This is a genomic window from Solirubrobacter pauli (assembly GCF_003633755.1).
GTDB classification, from domain to species: domain Bacteria; phylum Actinomycetota; class Thermoleophilia; order Solirubrobacterales; family Solirubrobacteraceae; genus Solirubrobacter; species Solirubrobacter pauli.
On record NZ_RBIL01000001.1, the window covers coordinates 3838799 to 3858470 of the forward strand.

A 19672-nucleotide genomic window follows, 5' to 3' on the forward strand; every position below is an offset into this window, starting at 1 on the left:
CGATGGCCGACTCGCTGACCGACGTCGCCCGCGCGCTCAACGTCTCACCCGCCACCCTGCGCCGCTGGGTGGCGGAGGGGATCGTGCCGCTGCGCGACGGGCACTGGACGCCGGCGGCGCTCGCCCAGGCCCGGATCGTCGCGCGGATGCGGGCGCGGGGGCATTCGCTGGCCGAGGTCCGCGGCGCCGCCAAGCAGGGCCGGCTCGCGTACGGGTATCTGGAGGACCTGTTCGGCGACGAGAGCGCGCCGCGCACGCTCGACGAGGCGGTCGAGGCCACCGGGATGGAGGCGGAGCTGATCCGCCGCATCTGGACCGCCGCGGGCTTCCCGGCCGCCTCGCTGGACGCGCTCAGCGACGACGACCTCGAGCTGCTGCGGGCGTTCGGCGCCGTGCTGGACGCGGGGCTGCCGCTCGTCGCCTTCCTGCAGATCGTGCGGGTCTACGGGCAGGCGCTCGCCCAGATCGCGGACGCGGAGGTCAAGCTCTTCCACCTCTTCGTCCACGAGCCGATGATCCGCGACGGCGCGCCCGTCCTGGAGATGGCCGAGGAGCTGTCGGGGCTCGCCAGCGAGCTGCTGCCGCTGTCCGGGCCGATCATGGAGTCGCTGCACACGCGGCTGCTGCGGCACTTCCTCGAGCAGGACGTCGTCGGCCACCTGGAGCTCGTCGCCGACGACGCCGCCCTCGGCCGCATGCGCGTCGCGATCTGCTTCGCCGACCTCGCCGGCTACACGCGCCTGACCGAGGAGGTGGGCGAGGAGGAGGCGCTCGAGGTGGTCGAGCGCTTCGTCGAGCTCGTCACCGAGACGCTCCCGGAGGACGCGCGCGTGATCAAGACGATCGGCGACGAGGTCATGATCGTCGGCACCGACCTCGGCGCGCTCGTGGACTGGGCGGTCGGGTTCCAGGCGCTTCAGACCGAGCGGCCGCTGCCGCGGATCGGCCTGCACGCGGGGTCGGTCCTCTACCGCGACGGCGACTACTACGGCCGCGCCGTGAACCTCGCCTCACGAGTGGCCGCCCGTGCCACCGGCGGCGAGGTCCTGGTGACGCGCGAGGTGCGCGCGGTCGCCGGCCGCCACCTCGGCTTCCAGCCGATCGGCGAGGTGAAGCTGAAGGGCTTCGACGACGCGACCGAGCTGTTCCTGGCCCACGCGGCGGTGCGATGAGCGTCGCCGCCGACGTCGAGGCGCGCGTCGCGGCGACCGGGCTGCTCGCCGGGCCGACCGTCGTGCTGCTGTCCGGCGGACGCGACTCCGTGTGCCTGCTCGACCTCGCCGTGCGGCTCGCCGGGCCGGTGCGAGCGCTGCACGTCAACTACGGCTTGCGGGCCGAGGCCGACGCCGACGAGGCGCACTGCGTGGCGCTGTGCGCGCGGCTCGGCGTACCGCTCGAGGTCCGCCGGGCGGGTGTGCCGGAGGGCAACGTGCAGGCGTGGGCGCGTGACGTCCGGTACGCGGCCGCGCACGCGCTCGAGGGTGCGATCGCCACCGGCCACACGGCCACCGACCAGGCCGAGACGGTGCTCTACCGGCTGATCGCGTCGCCCGGGCGGCGCGCGCTGCTCGGCATGGAAGCGCGGAGCGGGCGCGTGGTCCGGCCGCTGCTCGGCGTCACGCGGGCGGAGACCGCCGCCTACTGCGCCGAGCGCGAGCGGCCGTACGTCGACGACGCGAGCAACCCGACCTCCACGCGCGGGCGCATCCGGGCGATCCTCGAGCTGCACCCGGCCGCGGAGGCCAACGTCGCCGACACGCTCGCCCAGCTGCGCGACGAGGCCGAGGTGCTCGACGCGCTGATCGACCCGGACGCCGACCTCACCACGCTCTCGCCCGCGCTCGCGCGGCTCACCGTCCAGCGGGTCGCCGGCGTCGCGCCCGCGCGGTACATGGAGGAGATCCTCGCGCTGGCACGCCGCGGGGGGACCGGCCACGTCGACCTGCCGGGCGCGCGCGTGACCGTGGAGTACGGCCGGGTGCGCGCCGAGCCGCTCGAGGGGGAGCCGTCCCGTGCGGCGGTCGCACCGGCGCGGCTCCCGGTGCCCGGCGAGGTCGCGTTCGCCGGCGGCGTGGTGACCGCCGAGCTGGGCGCGTTCGACGTCGCCGACGGCACGCTGGCCGCCGACGCGCTCGCCGCCTCGCTCGACGTGCGGCCCTGGCGGGCGGGGGACCGGATGCGGCCGCTCGGCCTCGACGGCACCAAGTCGCTGCAGGATCTGTTCACCGACCGCAAGGTGCCCCGGGCCGCGCGCCACCAGCTGCCGGTCGTGCTCTCCGAGGGCGAGATCGCCTGGGTGCCGGGCGTCGCGACCGGTGCACGATTTCGTGTAAACGCCGCGACGAAGCTCCGCGCGCGCCTGCATTGGTCTCCCGGGTCTTAGACTGCGGCGGCGTGAGCGAAGAGATCGGCGAGATCCTCGTCCAAGCCGACGAGCTGCAGCACAAGATCAAGCAGATGGCGGAGCAGATCACCGCCGACTACGAAGGCAAGAGCCTGCTGCTGATCGGGGTCCTCAAGGGCGCCGTGCTGTTCCTAGCGGACCTGATGCGCCACCTGGACGTCAGCTGCGAGATCGACTTCATGGCGGTCTCCTCGTACGGGTCGTCGACCGAGTCCAGCGGCGTCGTGCGCATCCTCAAGGACCTCGACGCCCCGCTCGAGGGCCGCCACGTCCTGATCGTCGAGGACATCGTTGACAGCGGTCTGACACTCCAGTACCTCATCCGCACGCTGGAGGCCCGCGGCCCGGCGAGCCTCGAGGTGTGCGCGCTGCTGACCAAGCCGAGCCGTCGCAGCGTGGACCTCCCCGTTCGGTACACCGGCTTCGAGATCCCCGACAAGTTCGCCATCGGCTACGGGCTCGACTACGCCGAGCGCTATCGCGGGCTGCCGTACGTCGCCACGCTGGCGCTCACGGACTGACGGGTGAAGGTCCCATTAGCCACGCCATAGGTAGCCGCACCACACTGCGCCAACCCCCTTTGGACCTGCGATACCCCTGGTAGCCTTGATTCCCTTGACTCGCCGTGCCACCCCTGCGCGCTGGAAGCGCGCTCACTCATGAGTCGTTTCTTCAAGAGCGCAGCCTTCCCGATCTTGATCGTGATCGTGCTGGCCTTCTTCGCCTCCAAGCTCATCCAGAGCGGTAACGAGGCGCCCAAGACGCCGTACAGCACCTTCATCAAGCAGCTCGACCGCGGCGACATCGACAACGTCGTCCTGCGCACGAAGGACAACTCGGCGGAGGTCACCCTCAAGGGTGCCGACCCGAAGAAGTACACGATCGGCTGGGTGCAGGGCGAATCCGGCGCGGTGCTGATCAACCAGCTCCGGGCGGCCGAGAACGATCGCAAGATCAACTCGTTCGACATCAAGCCCGCGCGCTCGAACGTCCTGCTGTCGCTGCTGACGTACGTCTTCCCGATCCTGATCTTCATCGGCTTCTGGATCTTCCTGATGAATCAGGTCCAGGGCGGCGGGTCGAAGGTCATGTCCTTCGGCAAGTCCCGCGCGAAGCGGATGAGCGTGGACGCCCCGAAGATCACGTTCCGCGACGTGGCCGGCGCCGACGAGGCCGTCGAGGAGCTGCACGAGATCAAGGAGTTCCTCGAGAACCCCAAGAAGTTCCAGGCGCTCGGCGCCCGGATCCCGAAGGGCGTGCTGCTCTACGGGCCTCCCGGCACCGGCAAGACGCTCCTCGCGCGTGCCGTCGCGGGTGAGGCGGGCGTCCCGTTCTTCTCGATCTCCGGCTCGGACTTCGTCGAGATGTTCGTCGGCGTGGGCGCGTCCCGCGTGCGCGACCTCTTCGAGCAGGCCAAGCAGAACTCGCCCTGCATCATCTTCATGGACGAGATCGACGCCGTCGGCCGTCACCGCGGCGCCGGCATGGGCGGCGGTCACGACGAGCGCGAGCAGACGCTGAACCAGCTCCTGGTGGAGATGGACGGCTTCGAGGCCAAGGACAACATCATCATGATCGCGGCCACCAACCGGCCCGACATCCTTGACCCCGCGCTGCTGCGCCCCGGCCGCTTCGACCGTCAGATCACCGTCGACCGCCCGGACCGCAAGGGCCGCGCGAAGATCCTCGAGGTCCACACCCGCGGCAAGCCGCTGGCCAAGGGCATCGACGTCGACACGCTCGCCGGCCAGACGCCCGGCTTCACCGGTGCCGACCTGGCGAACCTCGTCAACGAGGCCGCCCTCCTCGCCGCCCGCACGGGCAAGAAGGAGATCACGCAGACGGAGCTCGAAGAGGGCATCATGCGCGTGGTCGCCGGTCCGGAGAAGAAGACCCGCGTGATGGGCGAGAAGGAACGGCTCATCACCGCGTACCACGAGATGGGGCACGCGCTCGTCGGCCACTTCCTCGAGCACGCCGACCCGGTCCACAAGATCTCGATCATCAGCCGCGGCCAGGCGCTCGGCTACACGATCTCGATGCCGTCGGAGGACAAGTTCCTCACCACGCGCGCCGAGCTGCTGGACACGATGGCGATGACGCTCGGCGGCCGTGCCGCGGAGGAGATCATCTTCGGCGAGATCACCACGGGCGCGTCGAACGACCTCGAGAAGGTCACCGCCACGGCCAAGCAGATGGTCATGCGCTTCGGCATGAGCGAGAAGCTCGGGCCGCGCGTCTTCGGCCACGATCACGGGCAGCCGTTCCTCGGCCGCGAGTTCAGCTCCGAGCCGGACTACTCGGACGAGATCGCGCGTGAGATCGACGACGAGATCCGCCGGATCGTCGAGGGCGCCCACCAGGTCGCCCGTGACATCCTCGCCGAGCACCGCGAGCACCTGGCGTCGATCTCCGAGCTGCTGCTCAAGCGCGAGACGATCGAGGCCGACCAGTTCGTCGCGCTGCTCGACGGCAAGACCGAGCTCGAGATCTGGGGCGAGCGGGCCGAAGAGGTACCGCCCGGCCCGGAGCGTCCCGAACTTCCCGGTGCGGTGACGCGTGACCGTGAGCAGCCCAAGCGCACCATCCCGCGCCCGGGCCTCGCCGGTGGCGCCGCGGAGTTCCGCGGTCACCCCGAAAAGCCAGCGTAAGGCAAGCATCCCCTCCGCCCCACCCCGATCATCCGACCTGACGGGTGGGGCCCAGGCGCGCTAGCCGACCTGCGGGCCCGACAGCTGGGCCCGCAGCGTCGCGATCTCCGTCACGGCGGCGCCGACGTACGCGGCGCGCGAGCGCGCGATGTCGCGGTCGAGGTCGTCCATGTAGGAGCGGATGTGCGCGACGCCGGTCTCTTCGGCGAGGGCGCGCTCGGCGCGGAGCTCGAGGAGCTGGTTGTGGAAGTCGTGGGCGGACATCGTGGAGTAGAGGATCGCGCCCCGGGTCCTGATACGCGGGGGTGCGACCACGCCAAAGGCGTGGCCGGTGGTCCCCCCTGCGAGGTGTGGCTAGCCCGACCGGGCGTTACTTGACGAGCAGCTGCTGCGCCGCCGCCGAGAGCTGCAGGACGACGTCCGCGTGCTCCTGCGGGGTGGTGGCCCGCTGCTGCTGGGCCTGAGCGGAAGCCATCGTCTGACGTACCGCGTCCAGGCTGTTCGCCTGGATCATCATTGCCGCGCTGGCTTGGATCTCCATGTTCTGGTGATCGACCTCCCGTGGCTCACGCTCGACGTGTCTGGACGGATGTCGCACGTACGGGCAGCGGCGATGAAGGCTTCAGCTCGCCCAGCCGCAGCAGCGTGATCAGGCGCTGCGCGCCCCCGCGCGTGCTCAGGCGCGAGAGGACGAGCTGCAGCTCGCCGACGTCCCGCGCGGCGATCATCAGCAGCGCGTCGGTCTCGCCGGCCACGGAGTCGGCGGCGATGATGTTGTCGATCGCCGCCACCTCCGCGTTGAAGCGCTTCTCGGCCGCCTCGTCGTGGCGGGCGAGCGTGACCATCACGTAGACCTGCAGCGTGAAGCCCGCCGCGGCCGAGTCCAGCCGCGCGGCGATCTTGCGGATCACCCCCGACTCCTTCAGCCGGCGGACCCGGTTGAGGGTCGCGGCGGGCGAGAGGCCGATGATCCGCGCCAGCTCCACGTTGGGGCGGTCGGCGTCCAGCTCGAGCTCCCTGAGCAATCGAACGTCGATTTCGTCAAGTTGGATGGCCATGAAACAAAAGAATATTTCGTTCCTGCATGGATCCAAGCGATCCACACAAGCCGCAAGCGTTTGGCGCCGATACTGATCTCGTCATGCAGCTCGTTCGCCGTCATTCCGCTCTGTTCGCCCTCGTCGCCGCCGGTCTGCTCTGGGGGCTCACCGTCCCGTTGTCGAAGGTCGCGCTGGACTGGCTCCCGGGCGGCTGGCTGACGGTCGTCCGCTTCGCCGCCGCCGCTCCACTGCTCGCGCTCGTCAGCCGGCGTGATCTCCGCCGCGCCTTCACCCCGAAGATCCTCTTCGCGGGCGCGATCGGCTACGGCGTCGTGGTGATCCTGCAGAACGCGGGCATCCACGCGACGAGCGTGAGCCACGCGGCGCTGATCATCGGCGCGGTGCCGGCGCTCGTCGCGCTCATCAGCGCGGCCACGGGCAAGGGCTCCGCCGGGCCGCTGGCCTGGGTCGGCTTCGCGCTCGCGCTCGCGGGCGTGGGGATCGTGGCGGGCGGCGGTGGTGGCGGCGCGACGCTCGGCGGTGACGCGCTGATGCTGGCCTCGTCCGTGGTGAGCGCGACGTTCGTCGTCGTCCAGTCGCAGCTGCTGCGCGGGCAGAACCCGATCGCCATGACCGCGGTGCAGATGTTCGCGGGCGCGCTCGCGGGCGTGCCGAACGCGATCGTCGAGGGCGTGCCGGCCGCGCCGGCCAGCCTCGCACCGGTCGCCGCGCTGCTCGCGCTGATCCTGGCGGGCACGCTGCTGCCGTTCGCGCTGTTCGCCTGGGGCCAGTCACGCGTGGCGCCGCAGCTCGCGGGCGCGTTCCTGAACCTGGAGCCGCTGGTCGGCGCCGCCACCGGCGCGCTGGCCTTCGGGGACCCGTTCGGCCCGGTGCAGCTGCTCGGCGGCCTGGTGATCCTGAGTGGCATCGCGCTCAGCACGGCGCCCAAGCGCAAGCCGGTCGCGCTCGCGGTGACGGACCGCCGCCACGAAGGGCGGACGCACCGCACCCACCCGGTGCGGTCTGCCGCACGGCGGGACGCCAGCCACCTCCCTCACACGGAGGGCCCCAGGGGAGGAAGCTACGTATCAAGCAGCAACCCTCCTCCCTCTCACTGACATGACCCTCCTCCTCCCCCGAACCTCCCGCAGCGTGACTCCTCACACGTATGTGGTCCCCGTGGTTCGGGAGCTCCCCTCCTCCTCGACCCCTGTGGCTGCCGGAAACCCCTCCTCCTCCGTCTGGTAGTCGCAGTCCCTGAAACCCGCATGTCCGCGTACCGGCCGCCCGCAAGGCGGCCGGTAGCGTTTAAGCCCGTGGACTTCGAGATCATGGGCGTGGTCAACGTCACGCCCGACTCCTTCTCGGACGGCGGGCAGTTCGACGACGCCGCCCAAGCCATCGCGCATGGCCGCCGGCTCGCGGCCGAGGGCGCCGCGATCCTCGACGTGGGCGGGGAGTCCACGCGCCCCGGGGCGGACCCGGTGCCGGCGGGCGACGAGCAGGCGCGCGTGGTGCCCGTCGTCGAGGGCCTGCGCGACGTCGCGCGCGTCTCGATCGACACGATGAAGCTCGACGTGGCGCAGGCCGCGGTGGCGGCGGGCGCCGGCTACGTCAACGACGTCTCCGCCTTCCGGCACGACCCGGAGCTGGCGGGCTTCGTCGCCGACCGCGGGCTCGACTGCTGCCTGATGCACATGCTCGGCGAGCCGCGCACGATGCAGCGCGACCCGCGCTACACGGACGTCGTCTCCGAGGTGAAGGCGTTCCTGGAGGAGCGGATGGCGGCGGCCGTCGCCGCGGGCATCCGCGAGGAGCGGATCTCACTCGATCCCGGCATCGGCTTCGGCAAGACGCTCGAGCACAACCTGGAGCTGCTCGCGCGGCTCGACGAGCTGGCCGCGCTCGGGCGCCCGCTCGTGATCGGCACGTCGCGCAAGACGTTCATCGGCCGCCTCACCGGCAGAGATGTGACCGAGCGCGTGCACGGCACCGTCGCCACGTGCGTGATCGCGCTGGAGCGTGGCGCGCAGGTCTTCCGCGTGCACGACGTCGCCGCCGTCGCGGACGCGCTCAAGGTCGCGGCTGCTACTTTCGCGGCATGGCCGACGAAGAGCCCGACGAGTACGACGACGAGCTAGAAGACGATGACGACGACGAGGAAGGCCTCGAAGTCGGCGTCACCATCGAGATCGTCGGGCTCTCCCTCTACACGCACCACGGCGTCACCGCCGAGGAGCGCAAGGTCGGGCAGCGGATCCTCGTCGACGTGCGCTTCGACGTCGGTGAGCCGGACGCCCTGATCACCGACCGCGTCGAGGACACGATCGACTACGGCGAGGTCTGCCAGGTCATCGCGCTCGTCGCGCAGCAGCAGTCCTACCGGACGCTCGAGCGGCTGTGCGCGGTGATCGCGGACCGGCTGGCGTCCCAGTTCGGGGCGATCAGCGTGACGGTGAAGGCGAGCAAGCCCGAGCCGCCGATCCCGCTGCCGGTCGAAGAGGTGTCGGTCGAAGTCTGGCGTGAAGAACGTTAGTGGTCACTAACATACGGGGTGTAGTCATGGCCCGGATGTCCGCAGAGGCGCGTCGCGAGGAGATCGTCGGCATCGCGTTCCGGCACTTCGCCGAGGGCGGGTTCGACGGCACGTCGACGGAGACGATCGCGCGCGACGCGGGCGTCTCGCAGCCGTACCTGTTCCGGCTGTTCAAGACCAAGCGCGGGCTCTACGAGGCCTGCGTCGACCGCTGCTTCGAGCGCGTCGAAGGCGTGTTCGCCGAGTCGGTCGCCGGTACGAACCCGGTGGAGCGCTTCGCGACGATGGGCCACGCCTACGGCGAGGAGCTCCTGCCCGACCGCCACGCGCTGCTGTTCCAGATGCGCGCGTACGCGGTCGCCGACCCGGAGATCCGCGCGTACGTGCGCTCGAAGTTCCTCGGGCTGCGCGACCACGTCGCCGCCCTGGCGGGCGTTGCGCCGGAAGAGACCTGGGGCTTCTTCGGCGACGGCATGCTCTTCAACGTCGTCTCGATGCTCGAGGTCGACTGGGTCTACCCGGAGTGATCTACCGCCGCCGGCGGCCGATCCTGCTCGGCTCGCTGATCATGGTGCTCGTCGCCGCGGTGTTCGCGCTGCCGGTGTTCGGGGAGCTGGGCAACGCCAACGACTTCGACGACCCGTCGGCCGAGGCGGTGACCGCGCGCGACGCGGTGGTCGCAGCGACGGGGACGTACGCGGCGCCGCAGCTGGTCGCGCTGGTGCGGCTGGGCGCGACGGCGGACTCGTCCGCCGGGCAGGAGCGGATCCGGCTGGTCGCGGCGGCGATGCGGCATCCCGGCGTGGCGTCGGTGGTCGCGTACCAGCCGGGCGGCGACCGGCGGCTCGTCTCCCGCGACGGGCGCTCCACCTACCTGCTGGCGACGTACCGCCGGGACGACCGCGACGCGACCGACGCGATCGAGCGCCGGCTGGACCGGTACGACTGGGTGACGCTGGGCGGCGGCGCGATCGCCGCGCCGCAGGTGGGGGACCAGGTGTCGGCGGACATCCTGCGCGCGGAGCTGATCGCGTTCCCGATCCTGTTCCTGCTGTCGCTGATCGTGTTCCGCAGCGCGGTGTCGGCGCTGCTGCCGCTGGCCGTGGGCGGGGCGACGATCCTGCTGACCTTCCTCGCCATCCGGCTGATCAACAGCCACGTCAACCCGATGTCGATCTACGCGCTCAACCTCGTCAACGGGCTCGGGCTGGGGCTGGCGATCGACTACTCGCTGTTCATGGTCTCCCGCTTCCGGGAGGAGCTGGCGGCCGGGCGTTCCCGCGAGGAGGCGCTCGCTCAGACCATGCGCACCGCCGGGCGCGTCGTGCTGTTCTCCGCCGTGACCGTGGCCGCCGCGCTGGCCGCGCTGATCGTCTTCCGGCAGCGGTTCCTGTACTCGATGGGCGTGGGCGGGGCGCTGTGCGCGCTGATCGCCGCGGGCGTGTCGCTGACGCTGTTGCCGGCGCTGCTGGGCGCGTTGGGCGAGCGCGTGAACGCGGGTGGGCCGCGGCGCTGGAAGGACGCGATCGCCCGCGAGGCGGCGGCGGAGAGGTCCGGCTTCTGGTATCGCCACTCGCGGCGGGTGATGCGCCGGCCGGCGCCGTTCGCGATCGGCGCGGCGGTGCTGTTGATCGCGCTGGGACTGCCGTTCCTGCGGATCGAGTTCACCGGGGTGGACGCGTCCGTGCTGCCCGAGCAGCAGAGCGCCCGGGTGGTCGACGACGCGATCAAGGCCGAGTTCCCACCCAGCGAGACGTCGCCGGTGTACGTGGCCGTGCGGCCGGGCGTGTCGGAGGCCGAGCTGCGGCGGTTCGCGGCGCAGCTGCCCGCGCCGGTCGAGCCGCCGCGCGTGTCCGAGGGCCGGATCGACCTGATCGCGCCGGGGGAGCCGCTGGGCGCGGCGGCGAAGGACCTCGTGGCCGAGGTGCGGGCGGTGGAGGCGCCGTTCGACTTCTGGGTCGGCGGGCAGACGGCGCAGTTCGTCGACCAGCAGGCGTCCTTGCGCGACCACCTGCCGACCGCGCTCATCCTGCTGTGCACGACGACGCTCGTGATCCTGTTCGTGATGCTGCGGTCGGTCGTGCTGCCGGTGAAGGCGCTGATCATGAACCTGCTGACGATCAGCGCGGCGTTCGGGCTGATGGTCCTCGTGTTCCAGGACGGGCACCTCGAGTGGCTCTTCCGGTTCGACTCGCAGGGGGCGATCGAGTCCTCGCAGCCGGTGCTGCTGTTCGCGGTCGCGTTCGGCCTCTCGACCGACTACGGCGTGTTCCTGCTCGGACGCATCAAGGAGCTGCATGACCACGGCCACTCGAACGAGGAGGCCGTCGCGCTCGGGCTGCAGCGGACGGGGCGGATCGTCACGTTCGCGGCCGCGCTGATGGTCGTCGCGCTGGGCTGCTTCGTGACGGCCTCGGTGATCTTCATCAAGCAGCTCGGGTTCGGCGTGGCGATGGCCGTCCTGATCGACGCGACGATCGTCCGGGCGCTGCTCGTCCCGGCCCTGATGCGGCTGTTGGGCGATTGGAACTGGTGGGTCCCGCGCAGAATGGGCAGACTGCGGGGCGCGTGAACGAGATCGGCTACCTCGGACTGGGCTCCAACGTCGGCGACCGCCGGACGAACCTGCAGGCGACGGTGGAGGCGCTGTGGACGCACGACGTCGTCGTGCTGGCGTCCTCGAGCGTCTACGAGACCGAGCCCGTGGGCGAGGTGCTCGAGCAGCGCGCGTTCTTCAACGCGGTGCTGCGGATCGAGACGCGCCTGGGTCCGGAGCGGCTGCTGGACGCCTGCAAGGCGGTCGAGCGCGCCTTCGGCCGCACCCAGCTGGGGGAGGATGGCTACGTCAAGCACGGGCCGCGGGCGATCGACGTCGACCTGCTGCTGCTCGGCGACATGGAGTACTCGTCGGAGCGGCTGACGTTGCCCCACCGCGAGGTGACGTCGCGCCGCTTCGTGCTGGTCCCGCTGCTCGAGCTCGCGCCGGACCTCGAGGTGCCGGGGCGCGGGCCGGCGGTGCTGGCGCTCGACCTGATCGAGGGCCAGGAGGTGACGGTCGCCGGGCCGCCGCTGGAGGTCGGTCCGTGAAGCTGCTCGTCGTCGACGTCGGCAACACCCAGACGCACCTCGGCGTCTACGACGGTGAGGAGCTGATCCACGACTGGCGCTTCGCGACCGTGCGCGAGTCCACCTCGGACGAGCTCGGCGCGGCGCTGCGGGCGCTGCTCGCGCTGCGCGGGCTCGAGTTCGCGGATCTCGACGCCTCGATCGTGAGCGCGACCGTGCCGTCGCTGCGGCCGCAGTGGGTGGGCATGGCGGCGCGCTACCTCTCGCACGAGATGCTGCTGGTCGGCCCGGGCCTGAAGACCGGCATGCCGATCCGCTACGACAACCCGCGCGAGATCGGGCCGGACCGGCTCGTGAACGCGGTCGCGGGGTACGAGCGGGCCGGCGGCGCGTGCGTGATCGTCGACTTCGGCACGGCCGTCACCCACGACGTGGTGAGCGCGAGCGGCGAGTACCTGGGCGGCGTGATCTTCCCGGGCGTCGAGATCTCGCTCGAGGCGCTGAGCGCGCGCGCCGCGGCCCTGCCGACGATCGACCTGACCCCGCCCCGCGCGCTGATCGGCAAGTCCACGGTCGACGCGATCCGCGCGGGCGTGCTCTACGGCTTCGCCGGGATGGTCGACGGCATCATCGGCCGCCTGCACGACGAGCTCGGCGACTTCATGACGTTGGCGACCGGCGGCCTCGCCGGCGCGGTCGTCCCGCACTGCACGTCGATCGACCTCGCCGACGAGCTCCTCACGCTCACCGGGCTGCGGATCATTTGGGAGCGGAACTCCTAGCCTCGCCGGCGCGCCTGCGGTCCGCGCTGGCCGCGGACCCGTCGCTCGCGACGGCCCGGCCCGACGGCGTCCGCACCCTGCTGCACATGCTCGCCGACTGGCCCGGCCATCGCGAGGGCGCGCCGGAGCTGGCAGCGATCCTGGTCGCGGCGGGCGCGGACGTGAACGCCCGGTTCGGTGGGCCGGAGCACGACGAGACGCCGCTGCACTGGGCCGCGAGCGCCGACGACGTGGCGCTGCTGGACGCGCTGGTCGACCTCGGCGCCGACCTCGAAGCGCGAGGCGGCACGATTGCGGACGGCACCGCCCTGGAGGACGCGGTGGGCTACGAGCAGTGGGCCGCGGCGGCGCGGCTGCTCGAACGCGGCGCCGTGCCGGCCCCCTGGATCGAGGGACGCGCCGCCGGTCATCCCTCCGTCCTCGCCTGGGTGTCCTCCTACTCTGGGTAAGCGATGCGCTCCTTGACCGACCCCTGGCAGATCGGCGACGTCACGATCGCCAACCGCGTGATGCTCGCGCCCCTGGCCGGGATCGGGAACTGGTTCGTGCGCCTGCAGGCCAAGCGGTTCGGCGCCGGGCTCGCGGTGTCGGAGATGGTGTCGAGCTTCGCGATCCACTACGGGAACGAGAAGACGCACAAGGAGCTGCTGCGGGTGCACCCCGAGGAGGGGCCGCTCGCCATCCAGCTGTTCGGGCACGACCCGGAGATCATGCGCAGCGCCGCCGCCGAGGTGGCGCGGGTCGGGGCGGACATCCTGGACCTGAACATGGGCTGCCCGGTCCCGAAGGTGATGAAGACTGGGGCGGGCGCGGCGATGATCAAGGACCCCGACACCGCGGTCGCGGTGGCCAAGGCCGCGCGCGAGGGCTCCGGGCTGCCGGTCACCGTCAAGCTGCGCGCGTCGATCAAGCAGGGCGGCGTCGAAGGGCTCGAGGTGGCGCGCCGGCTGGTCGACGAGGCCGGCGTCGCCGGGATCACGTTCCACCCGCGGAGCGCCGCCGTGCGCCACAAGGGCACGCCGGACTACGACCTCGCGCGCGAGCTGGTCGAGGAGCTGCCGGTGCCCGTCATCGTCTCGGGCGGCATGGAGGGCGCGGAGCACATCCGCTGGGTGTTCGAGCACACGGGCTGCGCGGCCGTGATGCTGGCGCGGGGCGCGCTCGGGAACCCGTGGCTGTTCGCGCAGGTGCTGGGCGCGCGCGACGAGGACCCGTCGGCGGAGGAGATCCTGCGCGAGTGGCACTGGGTGATCGACCGCGCGGAGGAGCATCTGGGCGAAGAGCGCGCGGCGCGCTACCTGAAGAAGTTCCACCCGTGGTACATCGAGCGGCTCGGCGCGCCGAAGTCGGTTCAAGACGCCCTTCAGCGGGCAGACACCCTTGAGCAGCAGCGCGAGGTGCTGTTGCTATCCTGCGCGCCCTCCGCGCCTCTCGAGGTGTAGAGCCCCGGTCCGCCTGCCGAGCGGGCCGTTTCCATCTTCAGCCCCGTAGAAGGACTGACGCAGCATGCAGAAGGACGTCCTCCTCACCCCCGAAGGCCTCGAGAACCTCAAGAAGGAGATCGAGTTCCTCTCCACCACCAAGCGTCGCGAGGTGGCGGAGCGCATCAAGGAAGCGCGGGAGTTCGGCGACATCTCCGAGAACTCCGAGTACGACGACGCCAAGAACGAGCAGGCGATGCTCGAGGCGCGCATCATGACCCTCGAGGACAAGCTGCGCTCGGCGTCGGTGATCGACGCGAAGGAGCTCTCCGCGGACGTCGTCCGCGTCGGCTCCCAGGTGCAGGTCACCGATGACAAGAGCAAGAAGCTCACGTACGTGATCGTCGGCTCGACCGAGGCGAACCCGTCGGAGAACAAGCTCTCCAACGAGTCGCCGGTCGGCAAGGCGCTCGTCGGCCGCAAGCAGGGCGACAAGGTCAAGGTGACCCTCCCGAGCGGCAAGCAGCGCGAGCTGACGGTCGACAAGATCGAAGTCGCGTAGCAGTGTCGACCGAGGAGTCGACCTCAGAGCTCCTCGCCGTCCGCCGTCGCAAGCTCGAGAGCCTGCGCGAGGCGGGCGTCGAGCCGTTCCCGCACGCCTACCCGGACGTGACGTCGGTCGCGGACGCGAAGGCGCCCCACGAGGGCCTGGCCGACGGTGAGGAGACGGACGCGCGGGTGCGCGTGGCCGGCCGCCTCCACGCGCGGCGTGGCCAGGGCAAGATGGCCTTCCTGGATCTCGACGAGCGCACGGGCCGGATCCAGCTGCAGGCGCGTCGCGACGTGCTCGGCGACGAGGCGTTCGAGCGGCTCCTCACGATGGACCTCGGCGACCTGATCGGCGCGGAGGGCACGATCTTCAAGACCCGCCGCGGCGAGCTGTCCGTCCTCGTGACGGAGTGGACGCTGCTGGCGAAGTCCCTGCGCCCGCCGCCGGACAAGCACTCGGGCCTCACGGACACCGAGACGCGCTTCCGCCACCGCGAGCTGGACCTGATCGCGAACCCCGAGACGCGGGACCTGTTCATCGCACGCGCCAAGATCGTGTCCGCGATCCGACGCTTCCTCGACGACGAGGGCTTCATCGAGGTCGAGACCCCGGTGCTGCAGCCGATCTACGGCGGCGCGCTCGCTCGCCCGTTCGTGACGCACTACAACGCGCTCGAGAAGACGATGTACTTGCGCATCGCGACCGAGCTGTACCTCAAGCGCCTGATCGTGGGCGGCTTGGAGCGCGTGTACGAGCTGGGCAAGGACTTCCGCAACGAGGGTCTGAGCCCCAAGCACAACCCCGAGTTCACGATGCTCGAGTGGTACGAGGCGTACGCGGACTGGGAGGTCGTCGCCGAGCGCGCGGAGCGGATGCTGCGCGCCGTGGGCGAGGCCGTCGGCTCCGACGTGTTCGCCAAGCCGTTCAAGCGCGAGACGCTGGCGGGCTCGATCCAGTCGCGGGTCGGCATCGACGTGCTCGCCAACCGCACGCTCGAGTCGCTGCAGGGCGCGATGCGCGAGGCCGGCATGGAGATCCCCGACGAGCCCAACTGGGCGGCGCTCGTGGACTACCTGGTCTCCAAGCACGTCGAGCCGACGCTGATCGAGCCGACGCTGCTGCACGACTACCCGGTCGAGCTGTCCCCGTTCGCCAAGCGCCACCGCGAGCACGAGGGCCTGGTCGAGCGGTTCGAGGCGTTCGTCAACGGTATGGAGGTCGCGAACGCGTTCTCCGAGCTCAACGACCCGGACGACCAGCGCGCACGGTTCGAAGAACAGGTGCGTCACGCTGCGGCGGGCGATGAGAACGCTCCGCCGTTCGACACGGACTACATCTTCTCGCTCGAGCACGGCATGCCGCCGACGGGCGGGATCGGCATCGGCATCGACCGGCTGACGATGCTCCTGATGGGTCAGAAGACGATCCGCGAGGTCGTCCTCTTCCCGGCGCTCAAGTAGTCGCCCGTTTCGACCGATCGTCCGAGCATGATCAAGGTCCCCAACCGTTGGTAGACTGGGGTATGGCCTCAGACGTGCCCCGAGCCCTGATCCGTTCCGGTGTCCGCGCCGCATATACGGATGAGAGCCGGGGTATTTTCGTCTCTTGGGCCATTCCGTCACTGCCCTCCCAACTACTTAGAGACCACCAGAACGACCGAGCGCTAGGCGAGCACTAGTAAGGAAGGAAGCTCCCCAAACCATGTTCGAGCGATTCACAGAGCGAGCACGTCAGGTGGTCGTCCTCGCCCAGGAGGAGGCGCGGACGCTCAAGCACAACTACATCGGGACCGAGCACATCCTCCTGGGTCTCCTCCGAGAGGAGGAGGGCCTCGCCGCACGCGTACTCGAGTCCCTGGACATCACCGTGGAGCGCGTCCGCGCCCAGGTGGTCCGCATCGTCGGCTCCGGCGAGGAGGTGACCTCAGGCCAGATTCCCTTCACGCCGCGCGCGAAGAAGGTGCTCGAGCTGGCGTTGCGTGAGGCTCTCTCCCTGGGGCACAACTACATCGGCACCGAGCACATCCTGCTCGGCCTCGTTCGCGAGAACGAGGGCGTGGCCGCGCGCATCCTGCTCGACTTCGACGCGGACTCCGAGAAGATCCGCAACGAGGTCATCCGGATGCTCTCGGGGCCGGGCGGCCGCCGTCCGCAAGGCGGGGGCCAGGGCCAGCAGGCCACGGGCTCCGGCGGCGCGGGCACCGGCGAGAAGAAGTCCTCCAAGCTGCTGGACCAGTTCGGTCGCAATCTGACCAAGCTGGCGGCCGACGGCAAGCTGGACCCCGTCGTCGGGCGTGAGACGGAGATCGAGCGGATCATGCAGATCCTCTCGCGGCGCACCAAGAACAATCCCGTGCTCGTCGGCGAGCCGGGGGTCGGCAAGACCGCGGTGGTCGAGGGCCTGGCCCAGCGGATCACCAACGGCGACGTGCCGGAGCTGCTCAAGAACAAGCAGATCTACACGCTCGACCTTGCCGCCCTGGTCGCGGGCTCCAAGTACCGCGGCGAGTTCGAGGAGCGCCTCAAGAAGGTGATGAAGGAGATCACCCAGCGCGGCGACATCATCCTGTTCATCGACGAGCTCCACAACCTCGTCGGCGCGGGTGCCGCGGAGGGTGCGATCGACGCCGCCTCCATCCTGAAGCCGGCCCTCGCCCGTGGCGAGCTGCAGACGGTGGGCGCGACGACCCTCGACGAGTACCGCAAGTACCTGGAGCGGGACTCGGCGCTGGAGCGTCGCTTCCAGAAGATCACCGTCGACCAGCCGTCGCTCGAGGAGTGCGTGCAGATCCTCAAGGGCCTGCGCGACCGGTACGAGGCGCACCACAAGGTCAACATCACCGACGAGGCCCTCGAGGCTTCGGCGGAGCTGGCCGACCGCTACATCTCCGACCGGTTCCTCCCGGACAAGGCGATCGACCTCATCGACGAGGCCGCCTCGCGCATGCGCATCAAGTCGATGTCCTCCCCGCCCGTGTACCGGGAGCTCGAGGAAGAGATCGAGACGACGCGCCGCGACAAGGAAGCCGCGATCGAGAACCAGGAGTTCGAGAAGGCCGCGCACCTTCGCGATCGCGAGCGTCAGCTCACGAACAAGAAGCGCGACCTCGAGGACGCCTGGGAGTCGGGCGAAGGCGGAGAGCGTCCGTCGATCGGCGAGGAGGAGATCGCCGACATCGTCTCGATGTGGACGGGCATCCCGGTCTTCAAGCTCACCGAGGCCGAGACCCAGAAGCTGATGCGCATGGAGGACGAGCTCCACAAGCGCGTCATCGGCCAGCACAACGCGATCGAGGTCATCTCGAAGGCGATCCGCCGCTCGCGTGCCGGCCTGAAGGACCCGAAGCGGCCGACCGGCTCGTTCATCTTCCTGGGCCCGTCGGGCGTGGGCAAGACGGAGCTGGCGCGGACGCTCGCGGAGTTCCTGTTCGGGGACGAAGAGGCCATGGTCCGGATCGACATGTCCGAGTACATGGAGAAGCACGCGGTCTCCCGTCTGGTCGGCTCGCCTCCGGGCTACGTCGGCTACGACGAGGGCGGCCAGCTCACCGAGGCCGTGCGGCGCAAGCCGTACTCGGTGCTCCTGCTCGACGAGATCGAGAAGGCCCACCCGGACGTCTTCAACATCCTCCTGCAGATCCTTGAGGACGGTCGCCTGACCGACTCGCAGGGCCGCACGGTGGACTTCCGCCACGCGATCGTGATCATGACCTCGAACATCGGGGCGGGCGAGATCGCGCGCAACACGCCGCTCGGCTTCGCCGTGTCGGACGACGAGACCGGAATCTCGTACGACGACATGAAGGGCCGCATCATGGGCGAGCTCAAGAAGGTCTTCCGGCCTGAGTTCCTCAACCGCATCGACGACGTGATCGTCTTCCACAAGCTCACCAAGGAAGAGATCAAGACCATCGTCGAGCTGTTGCTGCGTCGCATCCGCACGTCGCTGGCGGAGCGCGAGCTGCAGCTGGACCTCACGGAGGAGGCCGAGGACTTCCTGGTCGAGAAGGGCTGGGACCCGAGCATGGGTGCCCGTCCGCTCCGCCGGGCGATCCAGCGCTACATCGAGGATCCGCTCGCGGACTTCGTGCTGCGCTCCGAGCTGGTCCCGGGCGCGACCGTCATGGTCGACAAGGCGCCGGAGGGCTCCGACGAGGAGGTCACCCTCTCGATCGTCAAGCCCGAGAAGACGCCGGTCCCGGTCGGCGGCGGCAAGGAAGAGGACGGCGAGCCGGTCGACGACACCGGCGCGCTGGACACGCCGGCCGTTCCGCCGTCGGACGAGTCCTAGTCCTCACGCACAGTGATTCGTGAAGCGGGCGCCCTACGGGGCGCCCGCTTTCGTTAAGGCGTCGCCTGCTAGAAGGGGAGGCCTGATGAGCACTGATTTGACCCCGTGGATCGCGCGCGGGCAGAGCGCCTACGACGAGGGCGACCTGCGGGCCGCCGAAGAGGCCTACCGCAAGGCTGTGGAGGAAGGCGAGGAGGACGGCGCCTACTACCTGGGCGACCTGCTCGTGCAGATCGACCGCGCGGCGGAGGCGGAGCCGATCCTGCGCGGCGTCGTCGAAGGCGGCGACCCGGACGCGCACATCCCGCTCGGCACCGCGCTCTGGGACCTCGAGCGCGTCGAGGAGGCGGAGGAGCAGTACCGCGCCGCCATCCGCCACGGCCAGCCGGCCGGCCACTACAACCTCGGCCTGCTGCTGCGCGACACCGAGCGCTTCGAGGAGGCGGCGGCGGCGCTGCGCGTCGCGTCCGAGGAGGAGCCGGAGGCGCTCGTCGAGCTGGCGATCCTCCTGATCGAGGACCTCGAGGGTGACGAGGCCGAGGCCGAGCGCCTGCTGCGCGCCGCGATCGAGCAGGGCGAGGAGGACGCGACGATCGTGCTCGCGACGCTGCTCGTCGAGCAGGAGCGCGAGGAAGAGGCCGAGGCGCTGCTGCGCACCGCGTCCGACGCCGGGTCGCCGGCCGCGAAGATCGACCTCGCGAACCTCCTGAGCGAGTACGAGGACTCCGAGGAGGAGGCCGAGCGGCTCTACCGCGAGGCGATCGAGCTGGGCGACACCGACGCCGAGAACAACCTCGGCGTGCTGCTCGCCGACCTCGGCCGCACGGACGAGGCCAAGCAGGTCCTCCAGCGCGCCGCCGCCCGCGGCGACGAGCTCGCGATCGAGAACCTCGCGACGCTCACCGCCAAGGACAACTAGGCGCCGCACGCGG

At 70.5% G+C, this 19672-nt stretch carries 20 protein-coding genes; 17 read left to right on the forward strand and 3 right to left on the reverse strand.

What is annotated here, in order from left to right; genetic code table 11:
- The first annotated feature begins 2 nt into the window (after positions 1 to 2).
- The 4 genes from C8N24_RS17975 to ftsH all read left to right on the forward strand — a co-directional run bounded on the left by C8N24_RS17975 (position 3) and on the right by ftsH (position 5055).
- A complete protein-coding gene (locus tag C8N24_RS17975; protein WP_121252163.1) occupies positions 3 to 1172 on the forward strand; it encodes an adenylate/guanylate cyclase domain-containing protein in 1170 nt (389 codons plus the stop codon).
- On the forward strand, positions 1169 to 2383 hold the full coding sequence (gene tilS / locus C8N24_RS17980; RefSeq protein ID WP_121252165.1) for a tRNA lysidine(34) synthetase TilS: 1215 nt from the start codon (positions 1169 to 1171) through the stop codon (positions 2381 to 2383). The genes C8N24_RS17975 and tilS overlap by 4 nt, the downstream gene beginning before the upstream one ends.
- An 11-nt stretch (positions 2384 to 2394) precedes the next feature.
- Positions 2395 to 2925, forward strand: coding sequence for a hypoxanthine phosphoribosyltransferase (gene hpt / locus C8N24_RS17985; protein ID WP_121252167.1), 531 nt, complete (start codon positions 2395 to 2397; stop codon positions 2923 to 2925).
- Between the two features lie 138 nt (positions 2926 to 3063).
- Positions 3064 to 5055: an ATP-dependent zinc metalloprotease FtsH gene (ftsH, locus tag C8N24_RS17990; protein ID WP_121252169.1), complete on the forward strand. Its 1992-nt coding sequence runs from the start codon at positions 3064 to 3066 to the stop codon at positions 5053 to 5055.
- A gap of 60 nt (positions 5056 to 5115) precedes the next feature.
- Here the strand turns inward: ftsH and C8N24_RS17995 are convergent, their stop codons facing one another.
- The 3 genes from C8N24_RS17995 to C8N24_RS18000 all read right to left on the reverse strand — a co-directional run bounded on the left by C8N24_RS17995 (position 5116) and on the right by C8N24_RS18000 (position 6113).
- Positions 5116 to 5319: a hypothetical protein gene (locus tag C8N24_RS17995; protein WP_121252171.1), complete on the reverse strand. Its 204-nt coding sequence runs from the start codon at positions 5317 to 5319 to the stop codon at positions 5116 to 5118.
- A gap of 106 nt (positions 5320 to 5425) precedes the next feature.
- Positions 5426 to 5596, reverse strand: coding sequence for a hypothetical protein (locus C8N24_RS34050; RefSeq protein ID WP_170179178.1), 171 nt, complete (start codon positions 5594 to 5596; stop codon positions 5426 to 5428).
- Positions 5597 to 5621: 25 nt separating this feature from the next.
- Positions 5622 to 6113, reverse strand: coding sequence for an Lrp/AsnC family transcriptional regulator (locus tag C8N24_RS18000; RefSeq protein WP_121252173.1), 492 nt, complete (start codon positions 6111 to 6113; stop codon positions 5622 to 5624).
- A gap of 83 nt (positions 6114 to 6196) precedes the next feature.
- Here C8N24_RS18000 and C8N24_RS18005 point away from each other — a divergent pair, with 83 nt between their 5' ends.
- From C8N24_RS18005 to C8N24_RS18065, 13 genes are all read left to right on the forward strand, one after another.
- Entirely contained in the window at positions 6197 to 7213 is a 1017-nt protein-coding gene (locus C8N24_RS18005; RefSeq protein WP_170179179.1) for a DMT family transporter, read from the forward strand.
- Positions 7214 to 7411: 198 nt separating this feature from the next.
- A complete protein-coding gene (gene folP, locus C8N24_RS18010) occupies positions 7412 to 8236 on the forward strand; it encodes a dihydropteroate synthase (protein WP_245971882.1) in 825 nt (274 codons plus the stop codon).
- A complete protein-coding gene (gene folB / locus C8N24_RS18015) occupies positions 8197 to 8631 on the forward strand; it encodes a dihydroneopterin aldolase (RefSeq protein ID WP_121252180.1) in 435 nt (144 codons plus the stop codon). Before folP ends, folB begins: the two co-directional genes overlap by 40 nt.
- Before the next feature lie 26 nt (positions 8632 to 8657).
- Complete coding sequence (locus C8N24_RS18020; protein ID WP_121252182.1) at positions 8658 to 9158, forward strand: TetR/AcrR family transcriptional regulator; 501 nt, start codon at positions 8658 to 8660, stop codon at positions 9156 to 9158.
- On the forward strand, positions 9155 to 11203 hold the full coding sequence (locus C8N24_RS18025) for an MMPL family transporter (RefSeq protein ID WP_121252184.1): 2049 nt from the start codon (positions 9155 to 9157) through the stop codon (positions 11201 to 11203). The genes C8N24_RS18020 and C8N24_RS18025 overlap by 4 nt, the downstream gene beginning before the upstream one ends.
- Entirely contained in the window at positions 11200 to 11718 is a 519-nt protein-coding gene (gene folK / locus C8N24_RS18030; protein WP_121252186.1) for a 2-amino-4-hydroxy-6-hydroxymethyldihydropteridine diphosphokinase, read from the forward strand. The genes C8N24_RS18025 and folK overlap by 4 nt, the downstream gene beginning before the upstream one ends.
- Positions 11715 to 12479 carry a type III pantothenate kinase gene (locus C8N24_RS18035; RefSeq protein ID WP_245971883.1) on the forward strand — a complete coding sequence of 255 codons (765 nt, stop codon included), beginning with the start codon at positions 11715 to 11717 and terminating at the stop codon, positions 12477 to 12479. The genes folK and C8N24_RS18035 overlap by 4 nt, the downstream gene beginning before the upstream one ends.
- Positions 12461 to 12928 carry an ankyrin repeat domain-containing protein gene (locus C8N24_RS18040; protein ID WP_211340011.1) on the forward strand — a complete coding sequence of 156 codons (468 nt, stop codon included), beginning with the start codon at positions 12461 to 12463 and terminating at the stop codon, positions 12926 to 12928. The genes C8N24_RS18035 and C8N24_RS18040 overlap by 19 nt, the downstream gene beginning before the upstream one ends.
- Before the next feature lie 3 nt (positions 12929 to 12931).
- The gene (locus tag C8N24_RS18045) at positions 12932 to 13921 is read left to right on the forward strand and encodes a tRNA dihydrouridine synthase (protein WP_121252188.1); all 990 of its coding nucleotides are present in this window, start codon (positions 12932 to 12934) and stop codon (positions 13919 to 13921) included.
- A gap of 64 nt (positions 13922 to 13985) precedes the next feature.
- Positions 13986 to 14462, forward strand: coding sequence for a transcription elongation factor GreA (greA, locus tag C8N24_RS18050; RefSeq protein WP_121252190.1), 477 nt, complete (start codon positions 13986 to 13988; stop codon positions 14460 to 14462).
- Between the two features lie 2 nt (positions 14463 to 14464).
- Positions 14465 to 15910, forward strand: coding sequence for a lysine--tRNA ligase (lysS, locus tag C8N24_RS18055; protein ID WP_121252192.1), 1446 nt, complete (start codon positions 14465 to 14467; stop codon positions 15908 to 15910).
- A 241-nt stretch (positions 15911 to 16151) separates the two neighbouring features.
- Positions 16152 to 18740 (forward strand): ATP-dependent Clp protease ATP-binding subunit, encoded by a 2589-nt coding sequence (locus tag C8N24_RS18060; RefSeq protein ID WP_245971884.1) that lies wholly within the window; start codon positions 16152 to 16154, stop codon positions 18738 to 18740.
- 85 nt (positions 18741 to 18825) lie between these two features.
- Positions 18826 to 19659 (forward strand): tetratricopeptide repeat protein, encoded by an 834-nt coding sequence (locus C8N24_RS18065; protein ID WP_121252194.1) that lies wholly within the window; start codon positions 18826 to 18828, stop codon positions 19657 to 19659.
- Positions 19660 to 19672: the final 13 nt, after the last annotated feature.